The 13,941-nt window shown below is 70.6% G+C and carries 12 protein-coding genes; 5 read left to right on the forward strand and 7 right to left on the reverse strand.

Going from position 1 to position 13,941, the window contains the following annotated elements; translation table 11 throughout:
* Window positions 1-36: 36 nt before the first annotated feature.
* Complete coding sequence (locus ACWGIH_RS19750; protein WP_453449991.1) at window positions 37-879, reverse strand: SigB/SigF/SigG family RNA polymerase sigma factor; 843 nt, start codon at window positions 877-879, stop codon at window positions 37-39.
* Between the two features lie 372 nt (window positions 880-1,251).
* On the opposite strand from ACWGIH_RS19750, the gene fdh reads away from it, so the two are divergent.
* Genes fdh through nrfD form a run of 3 tightly spaced genes read left to right on the forward strand, consistent with a single transcriptional unit; the run spans window position 1,252 to window position 6,394 of the window.
* Complete coding sequence (fdh, locus tag ACWGIH_RS19755; protein ID WP_453449990.1) at window positions 1,252-4,500, forward strand: formate dehydrogenase; 3,249 nt, start codon at window positions 1,252-1,254, stop codon at window positions 4,498-4,500.
* Complete coding sequence (locus ACWGIH_RS19760) at window positions 4,497-5,444, forward strand: 4Fe-4S dicluster domain-containing protein (protein ID WP_453449989.1); 948 nt, start codon at window positions 4,497-4,499, stop codon at window positions 5,442-5,444. Before fdh ends, ACWGIH_RS19760 begins: the two co-directional genes overlap by 4 nt.
* Window positions 5,441-6,394 (forward strand): NrfD/PsrC family molybdoenzyme membrane anchor subunit, encoded by a 954-nt coding sequence (gene nrfD / locus ACWGIH_RS19765; protein WP_453449988.1) that lies wholly within the window; start codon window positions 5,441-5,443, stop codon window positions 6,392-6,394. The genes ACWGIH_RS19760 and nrfD overlap by 4 nt, the downstream gene beginning before the upstream one ends.
* 73 nt (window positions 6,395-6,467) lie before the next feature.
* Here the strand turns inward: nrfD and ACWGIH_RS19770 are convergent, their stop codons facing one another.
* Together ACWGIH_RS19770 and ACWGIH_RS19775 are read right to left on the reverse strand one after the other, a co-directional pair.
* The gene (locus ACWGIH_RS19770) at window positions 6,468-6,707 is read right to left on the reverse strand and encodes a DUF5133 domain-containing protein (protein ID WP_453449987.1); all 240 of its coding nucleotides are present in this window, start codon (window positions 6,705-6,707) and stop codon (window positions 6,468-6,470) included.
* A gap of 90 nt (window positions 6,708-6,797) precedes the next feature.
* Entirely contained in the window at window positions 6,798-7,736 is a 939-nt protein-coding gene (locus ACWGIH_RS19775) for a LysR family transcriptional regulator (protein WP_453449986.1), read from the reverse strand.
* A gap of 73 nt (window positions 7,737-7,809) precedes the next feature.
* Here ACWGIH_RS19775 and ACWGIH_RS19780 point away from each other — a divergent pair, with 73 nt between their 5' ends.
* Window positions 7,810-8,667, forward strand: a complete 858-nt coding sequence (locus ACWGIH_RS19780; RefSeq protein ID WP_453449985.1) for an EamA family transporter — start codon at window positions 7,810-7,812, stop codon at window positions 8,665-8,667.
* Window positions 8,668-8,741: 74 nt separating this feature from the next.
* Here ACWGIH_RS19780 and ACWGIH_RS19785 read toward each other — a convergent pair whose 3' ends face one another.
* Window positions 8,742-9,650: an RNA polymerase sigma factor SigF gene (locus tag ACWGIH_RS19785; protein ID WP_453449984.1), complete on the reverse strand. Its 909-nt coding sequence runs from the start codon at window positions 9,648-9,650 to the stop codon at window positions 8,742-8,744.
* 308 nt (window positions 9,651-9,958) lie between these two features.
* Between ACWGIH_RS19785 and ACWGIH_RS19790 the strand changes: the two genes are divergently transcribed.
* Window positions 9,959-11,122 (forward strand): PP2C family protein-serine/threonine phosphatase, encoded by a 1,164-nt coding sequence (locus ACWGIH_RS19790; protein WP_453449983.1) that lies wholly within the window; start codon window positions 9,959-9,961, stop codon window positions 11,120-11,122.
* A 43-nt stretch (window positions 11,123-11,165) separates the two neighbouring features.
* Here ACWGIH_RS19790 and ACWGIH_RS19795 read toward each other — a convergent pair whose 3' ends face one another.
* From ACWGIH_RS19795 to ACWGIH_RS19805, 3 genes are all read right to left on the reverse strand, one after another.
* On the reverse strand, window positions 11,166-11,663 hold the full coding sequence (locus tag ACWGIH_RS19795; RefSeq protein ID WP_453449982.1) for a MarR family winged helix-turn-helix transcriptional regulator: 498 nt from the start codon (window positions 11,661-11,663) through the stop codon (window positions 11,166-11,168).
* A gap of 288 nt (window positions 11,664-11,951) precedes the next feature.
* The gene (locus tag ACWGIH_RS19800; protein ID WP_453449981.1) at window positions 11,952-12,287 is read right to left on the reverse strand and encodes a hypothetical protein; all 336 of its coding nucleotides are present in this window, start codon (window positions 12,285-12,287) and stop codon (window positions 11,952-11,954) included.
* A gap of 11 nt (window positions 12,288-12,298) precedes the next feature.
* Window positions 12,299-13,618 carry a sensor histidine kinase gene (locus tag ACWGIH_RS19805; protein WP_453449980.1) on the reverse strand — a complete coding sequence of 440 codons (1,320 nt, stop codon included), beginning with the start codon at window positions 13,616-13,618 and terminating at the stop codon, window positions 12,299-12,301.
* Between the last annotated feature and the right edge of the window lie 323 nt (window positions 13,619-13,941).

Genomic DNA, 13,941 nt, shown 5'->3' on the forward strand with positions numbered 1-13,941 from the left:
CTCGGCGCGGGCAGCGCGTGGTTCACGCGCCCGCGGTCACGCGGCCTGCGCGTGCCCGGCGCCGTCCTCTCCACGGACGGCTTCCGCGCGCACACGGGCGCAGCTGGTGGTGATGAGGCGGGAGACGTGCATCTGGGAGATGCCGAGCTCCTCGGCGATCCTGCTCTGCGTCATGTCCTCGAAGAAGCGCAGGTACAAGATGGTCCGTTCACGCTCCGGCAGCCGTCGCAGACCCGTCTTGGCGGCCTCCCGGTCGGTGATGCAGTCGTAGGCGGGATCGGTGGCGCCAAGAGTGTCGGCCAGGCTGAAACCATCGGGGTCGAAGGACATCTCGGCGTCCAGGGACAGGGCGCTGTAACTCGTCATGGCCTCCATCCCCTCACGGACCTCCTCCTCGGTCAGCCCCGCCTGTTCGGCGATGGCCGCCGTGCTGGGCTCGGCGTCGCTGCCCGGCCGGTCCATGAGCTCGCGGCGCGTGACCCGGACCTTGTTGCGCAGCTCCTGGACACGACGGGGCACCCGTACGTCCCACATGCGGTCGCGGAAGTGCCGACGCAGCTCACCGGTGATGGTGGGCACGGCGTAGCTCTCAAAGGCCCCGCGCTCCGGCTCGTACCGGTTGACCGCCTTGATCAGGCCCATCGCGGCGACCTGCCGCAGGTCTTCGAGGTTCTCCCCCTTGTTGCGGAAGCGGCCGGCCAGCCGGTGCGCCATGGGCAGCCAGGCCGTCACGATCTCCTCGCAGAGCAGGTCGTACTCGGGTCCGCCGTCGAGAGTGGCGAGCCGGGCGAAGGCCGCCGCGGTGTCGGGAGCGTCCTCGTGACGGTGCCGGGGTCCATCAATTCGGCGGGCAACGGGTGCGTTGAGATCGGTAAGCATCGGCAATCGCTCCTAAGCGGTGACGGGTAAGTGACCGCGGAGAAACGGAGGGGCCCGGAGCCGGACATCCGACGGGAGAAGACATACCGCTCCCCGCGAATGCGCCTCCGGTCCGAAGCACGAAGTCCGCCTGCCCCTGGACTCGGAGGGGAAACAAAACGCAGTTGAGGGCATGCGCACAGAACCGTCGGCGAAGGCCCGCGGGCCAGGTGGGGGAGTGCCTTGTGCCGATGTATCGACCGGCCGTTGCCGGGTACCTGGTCGCACGCACCGGCAAGTCGCCCGGCTCGCCGCCTCAGCCGTCCTGGGCGAGCCTGGAGCAGGTGCCCGTCGCCGGACACGGGCGCCACGGACGCAGGGAAAGGACGTGCCATGGGCGTGCGCAGGCGGATCAGCCGCTGGCCTGTCTACCGGCAGTTGTCCGGAAAGGACCCGCTGGGCCGCGGGCGGGCCGCCATGTCCGGGCACACGGAGCACATTCGGCCGCGTACCGACACCGCCGATCGGGTCGTCTCCTCGGTGTGTCCGTACTGTGCGGTCGGCTGCGGGCAGGAGATCTACGTCAAGGACGAGCAGGTGGTCCAGATCGAGGGCGACCCGAACTCGCCCGTCAGCCGCGGGAGGTTGTGCCCCAAGGGCTCGGCGACGCTCCAGCTCACCACCGGAGAGGCCCGGCGGCACCAGGTCCTTTACCGCCGCCCGTACGCCGAGGACTGGGAACCGCTCGACCTCGACACGGCCATGGACATGGTGGCCGAGCGGGTGATCGAGACACGGCGCGCCACCTGGGAGTGGGAGAACGGGCAAGGGCTGCGCACCGCCCGGACCCTGGGCATCGCCAGCCTCGGCGGAGCGACCCTGGACAACGAGGAGAACTACCTCATCAAGAAGCTCCTCACGGGGCTCGGCGTGGTGCAGGTGGAGAACCAGGCCCGCGTCTGCCACAGCTCCACGGTCGCGGGCCTCGGCACCTCGTTCGGGCGAGGCGGCGCGACCACTTTCATGCAGGACCTCCAGCACGCCGACTGCATCGTCATCCAGGGTTCCAACTTCGCCGAGGCGCACCCCGTGGGCTTCCAGTGGGTGATGGAGGCCAAGGCGCGCGGCGCCCGCGTCATCCACGTCGATCCGCGCTACACCCGCACCAGCGCCCTCGCGGACCTGCACGTACCGATCAGGGCAGGCAGCGACATCGCCTTCCTCGGCGGGATCATCAACCATGTCCTCACCGAGGAGAAGGACTTCAGGGAGTACGTCCTCGCCTACACCAACGCCGCCACACTCGTCGGCGAGGACTTCCGCGACACCGAGGACCTGGACGGCGTCTTCTCCGGTCTCAACGAGGAGACGCGCCACTACGACCCGTCCAGCTGGCAGTACGAGGGAGTCGACGTACAGGCGCCCGCCGGTGACGTCGACGTGCAGTACGAGAAGCGCGTACGTGAATCAGGTGAACCGGAGACCCACGGTTCGGGAGGGGCGCAGACGGGCGGCGAGGCGCCCCGCGACGAGAGCCTGACCCATCCGCGCTGCGTCTACCAGATCCTCAAGCGGCACTACGCCCGCTACACGCCCGAACTGGTCGAGGAGAGCTGCGGTGCGCCGCGCGAGACGTTCCTGCGGGTCTGCGACGCCCTGACCGCGAACTCCGGCCGCGAGCGGACCAGCGCGTTCGCCTACGCGGTCGGCTGGACCCAGCACTCGGTCGGCTCGCAGTACATCCGGGCCGCCAGCGTCCTCCAGTTGCTCCTCGGGAACATCGGCCGCCCCGGAGGCGGCATCCAGGCGCTGCGCGGTCACGCCTCCATCCAAGGGTCGAGCGACATCCCGACCCTCTACAACCTGCTGCCCGGATATCTGCCGATGCCGCACGCCCACGAGCACGAGACCCTCGACGCGTTCATCGACGCCAGCCGTACGGACAAGGGCTTCTGGGCCGACATGCGCGCCTACTTCGTGAGCCTGCTGAAGGCCTACTACGGCGACGCGGCCACCGCCGAGAACGACTTCTGTTTCGACCACCTGCCACGGCTGACCGGCTCGCACTCCACGTACGAGACGGTCATGGCGCAGCTGGACGGCATCTGCAAGGGCTACTTCCTGATGGGCGAGAACCCCGCGGTGGGCTCCGCCAACACCCGGTTGCAGCGCCTCGGCATGGCCAACCTGGAATGGCTCGTCGTACGCGACTTCTCGCTGATCGAGTCCGCCACCTGGTGGCAGGACGGCCCCGAGATCGAGACGGGCGAGATGCGCACCGAGGACATCGGCACCGAGGTGTTCTTCTTTCCCGCCGCCGCGCACACGGAGAAGTCCGGTTCGTTCACCAACACCAACCGCTGGGTGCAGTGGCACCACGCGGCCGTCGAGCCGGGCGGGGACGCGCGCAGCGACCTGTGGTTCACGTACCACCTGGGCCGGCGCATCAAGGCGAAACTGGCCGGGTCCAGCGACCCGATGGACCAGCCCGTGCATGATCTGACCTGGGACTACCCGGTGGACGGGCCGCTGGAGGAGCCGGTGGCCGCCACGGTGCTCGCCGAGATCAACGGCCATGGCGCCGACGGGGCACCGCTCTCGGCGTACACGGAGCTGAAGGACGACGGTTCGACACGGTGCGGCTGCTGGATCTACTGCGGCGTGTACGCGGACGGCGTCAACCAGGCCGCCCGCCGCAAGCCCGGCAAGGAACAGGACTGGGTCGCCGCCGAGTGGGCCTGGGCGTGGCCCGCCAACCGCCGCATCCTCTACAACCGGGCCTCGGCCGCCCCCGACGGCACACCGTGGAGCGACCGCAAGGCCTATGTCTGGTGGGACGAGAGCGACGGCAGGTGGAAGGGGCACGATGTCCCGGACTTCGTGCCGGACCGCGCCCCTGATCACGTACCGGCGAAGGGGGCGACCGGGCCCGACGCGCTGCGCGGCGACGACGCCTTCATCATGCAGGCCGACGGCAAGGGCTGGCTGTACGCGCCGGCGGGACTCGAGGACGGCCCGCTGCCCACCCACTACGAACCCCAGGACTCGCCGTTCCCCAACGCGCTCTACCCCTCCACACCGCGTTCTCCGGTACGGCAGTTGCTGGCACGGGAAGGCAACCGCTACCACCCGAGCGCGGACGAGCCCGGAAGCGACGTCTTTCCGTACATCGTCACCACCCACCGCCTCACCGAGCACTTCACGGCCGGCGGCATGAGCCGCTGGTCGCCCTACCTCTCCGAACTGCAGCCCGAGTTCTTCTGCGAGGTCTCGCCGCAGCTCGCCGCGGAGTGCGGCCTCGAACACGCCGGGTGGGCCACCATCATCACGGCCCGCAACGCGATCGAGGCCAGGGTCATGGTCACCACGCGGATCAAGCCCCTCACCGTGCACGGGCGCACGGTCCATCAGATCGGCCTGCCCTTCCACTGGGGCCCCAACGGGGTGGCCACCGGGGACGCGGCCAACGAACTGGTGGCCATCGCCCTCGACCCCAACGCCCACATCCAGGAGGACAAGGCCCTCACCGCGGACATCCGGCCCGGGCGCCGCCCTCGCGGCCCCGACCTGCCCGAGCTGGTCGCCGAGTACCGCAGGCGGGCCGGCATCACCGCGACCACGGGTACGGAGGCCAGGAAATGACGGAGCGCCACCTGCTGAGCGGGCTCGAACCCGACCCGGCGCGCGACGCCGGCCACCCGGAGCCGCCCCCGCGGGTCGGCTTCTTCACCGACACCTCCGTGTGCATCGGCTGCAAGGCCTGCGAGGTGGCCTGCAAGGAGTGGAACGCGCTTCCGGAGGACGGGCTCTCCCTGACCGGGATGAGTTACGACAACACCGAGGGCCTGGGCGCGTCCACCTGGCGTCACGTGGCCTTCATCGAGCAGACGGCGGCCGATCCGCAGGGGGCCGTTCCCGAACCGCAGGGGCGTACACGGCTTCCGCTCGTGGACGGCGAGGGGGACGGCGCGGCGGCGGCCGCGGCGCAGGGCGTGGGGGAGACCCGCTGGCTGATGTCATCCGACGTGTGCAAGCACTGCACGCACGCGGCGTGCCTGGACGTCTGCCCGACCGGCTCCCTCTTCCGCACGGAGTTCGGCACGGTCGTCGTGCAGGACGACATCTGCAACGGCTGCGGCTACTGCGTGCCCGCCTGCCCGTACGGCGTCATCGAGCAACGCCCCTCGGACGGCCGGGCGTTCAAGTGCACCATGTGCTACGACCGGCTCGGTGCCGGGCAGGAGCCCGCTTGCGCCAAGGCCTGCCCCACCCAGTCCATCCAGTTCGGGCCGCTGGACGAGCTGCGGGAGCGGGCCGCGCTGCGTGTCGACCAACTGCACGACGCGGGCGTGACGGGCGCCCACCTGTACGGGAATGACCCGGACGACGGAGTCGGCGGCGACGGAGCCTTCTTCCTGCTGCTCGACAAACCCGAGGTGTACGGGCTGCCCCCCGACCCCGTGGTGACCACCCGTGACCTCCCCGCCATGTGGAAACACGCGGGCGCGGCCGCCGCGTCCCTGCTCGGCGGCTTCGCCCTGTCCTTCGCCTTGCCCGCCCTCGCACGAAGGAGGGGGACGCGATGAGCGGCCGCCGGGGGCGCCGTGGGCGCCGGGGCGAGCAACTCATGGTGCCGGAAGCCGAGTTCGCCTCGTACTACGGAAGGCCGGTCATCAAGGCGCCGTCCTGGTCCGCCACGGACATCGCCGGATACTTCTTCCTGGGCGGCCTCGCGGGCGCCGGCTCCGTGCTGGCGGCGGGAGCGCAGCTGACCGGGCGTGGGCGCACGGCCACCGCGATGAAGGTGTCGTCGCTGGGAGCCGTGTCGCTGGCCGCCGCCGCGCTCATCCACGATCTCGGGGTGCCGAGCCGCTTCCCGAACATGCTGCGGGTGCTCAAGCCGACCTCACCGATGAGCGTCGGCTCGTGGCTCCTCGCCGCGTACGGGCCCGCCGCGGGCGCGGCTGCCGTCTGCGCGACCACCGGGCGTCTGCCCAGGATCGGCGCCGCGGCGACCGGCACGGCCGCCGTGCTCGGCCCTGTCGTGGCGGCGTACACCGCCGTGCTGGCCGCCGACACCGCGGTGCCCGCCTGGCACGGAGCGCACCGCGAACTGCCCTACGTCTTCACGGCGTCCGCCACGGCCGCGGCGTCGGGCATGGCCCTCGTGACCGGCCCCCTGAACGAGTCCGCTCCGGCACGCTGTGCCGCGGTCCTGGCCGCGGCGGCTGACGTGGCGGCCGTGCGGGCGGCCGAGAAGCGGCTCGGCATGGTCGCCGAGACCTACCGGAAGGGCCGTGCCGGGCAGCTGATGCGGTGCGCCCGGTGGCTCACGGTGGCGGGGGCCGCCGGGGCGGCGGTGGCGGGCGGTCGCAGCCGCGCGGGAGCCGTGGCCGGTGGTGTGGCCCTGCTCGCCGGTTCCGCCTGCACACGCTTCGGGATGTTCGCGGCGGGTGTCGCCTCGGCACAGGACCCGAAGTACACGGTGGTCCCGCAGCGGTCGAACGCCGGCCCTGGCCTGCCGACGCATGCGTGAGGCGTGTCGGACGACGCGGGGCGGCAGAGCGAGAGGTGCCGCCCGCCGGGGCGGGCGGCACCTCGGGGATGCGTCACAGCCGGGCTTCACCCGACAGGAGCGAGTCGTCGGTGGGGCGGGCGCCGGGCAGTTGGTGGCTGGCGGCGACCAGGGCGGCGTCGATGTCGCTGGTGCCGGTGGCCAGGCACAGGCTGTAGGCGACGTCTTCGTACTCCTGCCGGCTTGCGGCACTTCCCTGGTCGGCCCGCAGCACGGCCAGGGCCTTGTAACGTTCCACCAGGTCCGCAAGGACCACGGGGTGTGCCAGCAGCATGAGCATCCTCTCTCGGGGCGCGGTGCGTCCATCGCCTCGCCCGTGTGCCCGTGCGGGATCAGATCAATCCGAGTCCGAGTGAGGCGAGGCTCACTTCGCAGCGGACTCCGCCGGCGCCCCTGCGTGAGCGGCGGCCGCCTCGGTCAGAGCGTGCAGTCCGGCCGCCACCAGCGGGTGTGAGGCGCTGCCGCGCCGTACGGCGGTCAGGAAGCGGCGCGCGGGAACGGGCGTGCCCAGCAACGGGACCCGGGTGACCGCGTGCTGGGGGAGCGGCACGATCCTCGGCATGAGACAGACGCCGAACCCCGAGGCGACGAGCGAGGACACCGCGTACCACTCCTTGACCTGGTGGGTGACGCGCGGCGTGAAGCCGGCCGTCGTGCACGCCGCCATCACCAGCGGGTAGGTGTCGTTGTTCGCCTTCTTGACGACCCATGACTCCGCGGCGGCTTCCGCGAGCCGGACTCCTTCGGCCCGGGCGAGCGGGTGCCCGTCGGGAACCAGCAGGTCCTGGCGGTCGGTCAGCAGGGGGTTCTGTTCGAAGCGGGGGTCCGTGACGGGCGGCGCGTCGGGGCCGGGCAGCACGAGGGCCACGTCGGTCTCGCCGGCCAGCAGCATCCGGTAGCACTCGGCGCTCTCCTCCTCGACGATCAGCGACTCCACCAGCGGGTGCGTCTCCCGCAGGCGGACGGCGGCCGGAGCGCCGAGCGCGGCCAGCGCCGAGGAGACCCCGCACATCCGCAGCGTGCCCCGGATGCCCCGGTCCCCCGCGTCCTGCCGGGCCAATTCCGCCTGGGCCGCCTCCCACTGCGCCCGCAAGGCGTCGGTGTGCCGGAGCACGATGTGCGCGGCCGGTGTCAGGCGCACGCGACGCCCCTCGGGGCGCAGCAACTCCACTCCCAGATCACGGGCCAGCAGCCGTAGTTGCTGGGAGACGGCCGAGGGAGTCAGATGCAGGGACTCCGCGGTCGCGGTGACCGTGCCGTGCTCGGCGAGCGCCTGAAGGACGTGCAGCCGGTGGTCAATCATGTAGGCAAGCCTAAAAGGTTTCGTGCACATTCATTTGCTGGACGTGCACGTTCCGGGTCCGGAGCCTTGAGTCATGACGAAGCTTCCCGCTCCCGCCCTGATGCTCGGCAGCGTGCTGAGCCTCCAGTTCGGGCAGGCCCTGGGCAGGCAGCTAGCCGACGCCGTCGGCGCGCCCGGCGCCGTGGCCCTGCGCCTCGCCCTGGCCGCGGTGCTCCTGCTGCTCCTCTACCGGCCCTCGCTGCCGCGCAGCCGCACGGATGTGGTCCTGGTCCTCGGTTTCGGGACGGCCATCGCAGGGATGAACTTGATCTATCCCGCGCTGCTTCTGCTGCCGCTGGGGCTGGCCAGCGCGCTCCAGCTCCTCGGCCCGATCACCCTGGCCGTGCTGACCTCGCGCCGCAGGCGTGACGTGGGTTGCGCCGTCCTTGCCGGATGCGGGGTCTTCCTCTTCCAGGTCCGCCACGGCGCCGACTTGCCGCTCCCCGGCGTGCTTCTCGCGCTGGCCGCGGGGGCATCGATGGCCGCCTACCTGCTCTTGAGCAAGAAAGCGGGAGCCAGGAGCGCGGGAGGCGGCCCGCTGGCCCTGGCGGTGACGTGGGCGGCCGTGCTGACACTCCCGCTGGGCGTGGCGGATCAGGGGAGCGAACTGCTCGCCCCTGCGATTCTGCTGTCGGCGACCGGGGTGGCCGTCCTCTCGGCGGTCATCCCGTACTCCCTGGAACTGGCGGCCCTGCGGCGGTTGCCGGTCCGTACGGTGAGCGTGCTGACCAGCCTGGAGCCGGCGAGCGCGGGCCTGGCGGGCGTGCTGGTCCTTGGCGAGGATCTGGACGTCACGCAGTGGCTGGCGCTGGGCTGCGTGGGAGCGGCGAGCGCGGGAGCGGCAAGTGCGGGCGCGGCGAGTGCGGGCACGGCAAGGGCCCCGGAGCGCTGACGGCGCCCGGGGCCCACAGGTGGTGGTGTGTCAGTAGGAGGGTCTGATGGAAAAAGCGCCCGTCGGCCCTGAGATCAGGCCAGCATCCCCCTGCGGAGCTTGTTGAGGGTGCCGGTCAGCAGGCGGGAGATGTGCATCTGGGAGACGCCGAGCTCGGAGCCGATCTGCGACTGCGTCATCTCCTGGCCGAAGCGCAGTTCGAGGATGCGGCGCTCCCGGTCGTCGAGCTCGTCGAGGAGCGGTGCCAGGGTGTGCAGATTCTCCACCGCTTCCATGGCCGGGTCCGGTCCGCCCATCACATCGGCCAGGGTGCGCGTCGGCGTGGCCGCGCTCTCACCGCCGTCGGTGGGGGCCTCGAGGGAACCCGCGGTGTAGCCGTTCGAGGCGACGAGGCCGTCGATGACCTCTTGTTCGGTCAGGTCCAGATATTCGGCGAGCTCCTTGACGGTCGGGTCGTGGTCGAGATGGGCGGAGAGCTCCTCCTTGGCCTTGGCGAGCTCCACCCGCAACTCCTGGAGGCGGCGCGGCACATGCACGGCCCAGGTGGTGTCGCGGAAGAACCGCTTGATCTCGCCGAGGATGTAAGGCACGGCGAACGTGGCGAACTCGACCTCACGGCTGAGGTCGAACCGGTCGATCGCCTTGATGAGGCCGATGGTGCCGACCTGGATGATCTCTTCCATGTCGCCGCTGCCGCGATTGCGGAACCGCCGGGCCGCGAACTGCACCAGCGTCAGGTTCATCTCGATAAGGGTGTTGCGTGCGTATTGGTACTCGTGTGTGCCCTCTTCCAAGGTCTGCAGCCGGTCGAAGAACATCTTCGACAGCGCCCGGGCATCCTTGGGGGCGACCTTGTCCGTGTCCTCGATCCACGGCAGGTCACCCTCCATGGCGGACGCCTCGGCCGAGGCATGCGTATCGAGCGCGGCTGACGTCGCGTCCTCACACACGGTCTCGGCGGCGTGTTCAGAGATCAGTGACATGTCTCTACCTCCCCTGGTTCTACGAAGCTTCCTCGTACCGCCCCTGCCCCGGCTTCAGGCATGCATGTGCGTTGACCCAAATTTTCTTGCTGTGGGGAAATAGTTGTCTCCATGCATCGTACGATGTGAGAGGTTGCCCGGCTTCAGCCTGGCATTCGCCCAAACCTGACAGCCCCAGCCACCGGAGTGACTCTTCGGACGCGCCGTGTTGGACTGAGTGCATGTCCCCAAACGCCGAAGGCCGACGGAGCGGGGATGCTGTCGGCCGGGACCCCAATTCGGCGTGGCTAAACGAGAAGCAGGATCACGTGGACAGATTCGCTGCCGTCGAGCGGGCGCTGCGCAATGCGGCTCCCCATTTGCTGCTCGATGTCGTGACGGGGGCGTTGCGCGAGGAGTACGGCGCCGAGAGGGTCGAACTGCGGCTCGCCGACTACGGCTTGACCACCCTTCAGATGGTGGAAGAGGTGCCGTTCAGCACCGAGCCGGTGCCGATCCATGACAGTCCGCAGGGCAGGGCCTTCGGCGCCCAGGAACCTCGCGTGGAGTCGAAGGGCGGCGAAGGCGCGGCGACGATACATCTGCCGGTGACGGTCCGAGGGGACCGGATGGGCGTACTGACGGTCACCATCCCCGAAGTGCGCTTCGAGCTGGCACACCTGCCGGAGATCCAGCACATCTGTGAGGCGCTGGGCCACGAGATCCTGGTCGCCGAACGCGACACCGATCTGTACCTCCTCGCGCGCAGGGCCGTCCGCCTCACGCTCGCCGCCGAGATGCAGTGGCAGCTGCTGCCCGGCCGCTCGGTCACGCGTCCGGAGTTCCAGCTGGGCGCCCACCTCGAACCCGCGTACGCGATCTTCGGCGACAACTTCGACTGGTCCGTCTCCTCCCAGCACCTCACGCTCACCGTGACCAACGGCATGGGCCAGGGGATGGAGGCGGCGCTGCTGACCAACCTCGTGGTGAGCGCTCTGCGCAACGCCCGCCGCGCGGGACTCGACCTCGCCGGGCAAGCGAGCCTCGCCGACCAGGCCGTCTACGCGCAGTACCGCGGCGAGCTGCATGCTTCCGTCCTGCTGCTGCGCTTCGATCTCGCCACCGGCGAGGTGGAGGCCGTAGACGCCGGATCACCCCGCATGTGGAGGTACCGGGACCGGACGGTCGCGCCCGTCGACTTCGACGCGCAGCTTCCCCTCGGCATGTTCGAGGAGACGGCCTACGTCGCGGAGCGTCTGCGCCTTGAACCGGGCGACCGCCTCCTGGTGAGCAGCGACGGGGTGTACGAGAGCGTCTCGAAGGCGGGGGAGCGGTACGGGGAGCGGGCGCTGGCACGGTCCCTGTCGGCGCACCGCCTGCTTCCCGCGGCGCAGGTGCCACAGGCGGTGCTGCGCGATCTCGGGGAGTACCGGGGTGCGCTGCCCCTGGAGGACGACGCTCTCGTGGTCTGCCTCGACTGGTTCGGACGGTAGTCGGGGCTCGGGGACGAGCCGACCTGGCGCTCAGTGGTGTGGTCTAACCGACCGAGCGCCAGGTTCTGGCTCCCTCGTCGTCCTTCTCGGACGCGGTCGCCACGTCACGAAAGCCCCTGAGTCCTTCGAGCAGGGCGCGGCGCGCCTTGGGCGGCATGGCCTCGATGGTGGCCATCAATATGCTCTCGCGCCGTTTTCGCAGGTCGGCGAGGTAGGCCCTGCCATGCCCTGTGAGACGAAGCTCCAGTTCCCGTCTGCTGACCGGACTGGGCGTGCGTTCGATCAGTCCCGTGGCCTGAAGGCGGTCGCACAGGCGGCTCACCGAAGGGGGAGCCGATCCGAGGGCCTCGGAGAGCATCCGCAGGTTGATGCCCTCCTCGCGGTCCAGTGCGTACAGCACGCGCAGCTGGGACGGAGAGACGGGCCCGGTCGGGACGGCCTCACGTCCTTGTTCCCACATGACTTCGAGCAGTTCGATGAACTCGGAACCCGCATGAGCCGAGTCCCGGGACCAGCGATCGGGTTCGGGACTCAGACCCATATCGATGACACTCCGATCGGCGTTGTCTCACTTGTACATGTTGCCACCGGGGCACGTCCCACACCCCGGAACCGAAAAGGCCTACAAGGAAACGCAGGTCGCGGAGCTTCTCTCGGGCGTCGGAGCACCGGATCGCATCTCGGCGCGGGCGGTTGTGCGACGAAGCATAGTGGAAACCGGTCCGGGCTTCGCTGTCGAGGGGGTGGGCGCATGGTCCCACATGGCCGTGATCGGAAAGCAAGGCAGGTTCAGCATCGGACTTGCCCGGGCCCCCATAACCTTCCGACATCACGCAGACCAGCCCGCCCTCACCGATGAGCCGCTCGGTGTTCTCGGCGTTCTCGGCGTTCTCGGCGTTCTCGAGGGGCCGGGGTCCACCGCTAGCCGAGTGGAGCCCCGTCCGGTGATCTCGCGCGGGGCCCGGATCTCGGGCAGATCGGCCTCGGCGCGGTTTTCGCCCCACCCCATCCGCACGAGCCCGAATTTCTCGCGCACGGGATAGGTGGGGACTTTGAGCGATCCGGGAATGCGGGCGAACGAGCCCATCGCCGGTATCGCCTCGCAGGCGCCGTCGGATCCGAACCGGAAGCCGAGGTAAGGGAATTCCGCGGAATTGCCCTTCATGCGCGCGTGCCTCAGACCGGCGATCCGTCGAGCGGCAGGAGAGCGCGGACCGCGAAGCCCGCGCCGTCGCTGCTGGGCTCGGCGGTGAGGGTGCCGCCCACGCTGCCGGCACGCTCACGCATTCCTGTCAGGCCGAATCCGGCAGCCGCACCGGTGGTGCCGGCCGCCACGCGCTCCGGATCGCTGTCGTTGAGGACGACGACGCGCAACGCGTCGCTGTCCGCGGTGCGTTCGACGGTCACCCACACATGGACCCCGTGTCCGGCATGCCGGACGGCGTTGGTCAGCGCCTCCTGAACGATGCGGTACGTGGCAGCTCCCACGGCCGCGGGCACCGGCTTGGCGGGGGCGGCGTCCGCCCGCCCTGCCGTCGCGTCCCGCACGTCCAGCACGACGTGGGCGCCGGTCGTCCGCGCCGTCCTCACCAGCTGCGCGAGCCCCGCGATGTGCGGCAGTCGCGGCCGGTCGTGGGTCGCCGCGGGGGCGGCCACGGCGGGCGCGCCCGCCTGGACGGGGTGAGGGGAGTCGCCCGTCCGCAGCGTCACCAGCGTGCTCCGGAGCTCACCGCGTGCGCTGCGGCACGTCTCGGCGATGCCCTCCAGCGCCTCGGCGACGGACACGCGATCAAGTCTGGCGGGGTCCTCGACGAGCAGGTGGGCCGCCACCGAGGTCTGCACACCGATCAGCGTGATGCTCTGGGCGAGCAGATCGTGCAGGTCGCGGGCGACCCGCAGGCGCTCTTCGGCGACGCGCCGGGCGGCCTCCTCCTCGCGGGTGTGCTCGGCGTGCTCGGCGCGGTCGATGAGGGCATCGACGTAGCGGCGGTGAATGCGCAGGGCCTCGCCGATCAGCGCGACGGCGACCAGCCAGCCGGCGTCCCGGAGCATGCCGGGCACGGCGTGCGCCTGCCCCAGCGCGAGCGCGGCGGCCGTCATGAGCACCAGCGCGCCGCTGAGGGTGAGCAGCGTCCGGATCGGGGGACCGGCGACGGCGAGGTGGAACAGCACGACGACACCCACCGGAAGCGCCGCGGTGTGCGTGTAGTCGAGAAGGTGATACGGGGCGTTGAGCACGAGGACGGTGATGGCCGCGATCCACACCGAGCGCCCGCGCAGGAGCAGCATCAGCGGCATGGCGGTCAACAAGGCCCAGCCCCACACGTCGGGGGCCCGCCCGTTCTGGGTGGCGGGCAGCACGGCGAGGAGGGTCTGAAGGAGCAGCAAGGAGGCGACCGCCGCCACGTTCCGCGCAGCGGCACGGGGCACCGCGGTCCGCCGGGGCAGGAGCGTGTGCGCGATGGCCTTGCTGATCGGGTCCTCGATTGTGCTCACGACACCATCCTGGATGACGTCATTGTTCCCCGAAGCAACTCCTGCGCCGCATGGCGTGATTTGGCACGTTGCCAGCTGCGGGAGCAAGCAAGGGAACGGGCCCGGTGTTCGCACTGATCGCCTGTGTTCGTCCGGGCGCCGAGCCGCTCTTTAGGCGCCCGGCATCAACAACGCGTAAAGACTGCCGGGTTACGGCAATGCGTGGGAGCCGCCCGCACGGCCAGGATGGCGAAGGCAGGAACGGGGGGCGGGGTCCCGGTGCCGGGTCCCCGCAGCGCGCCCCCGCCCCCGGACCCCAGCTGCTGCGCGGGCGCGCGTGCGCG

Source organism: Streptomyces sp. NPDC054872 (genome assembly GCF_053610705.1).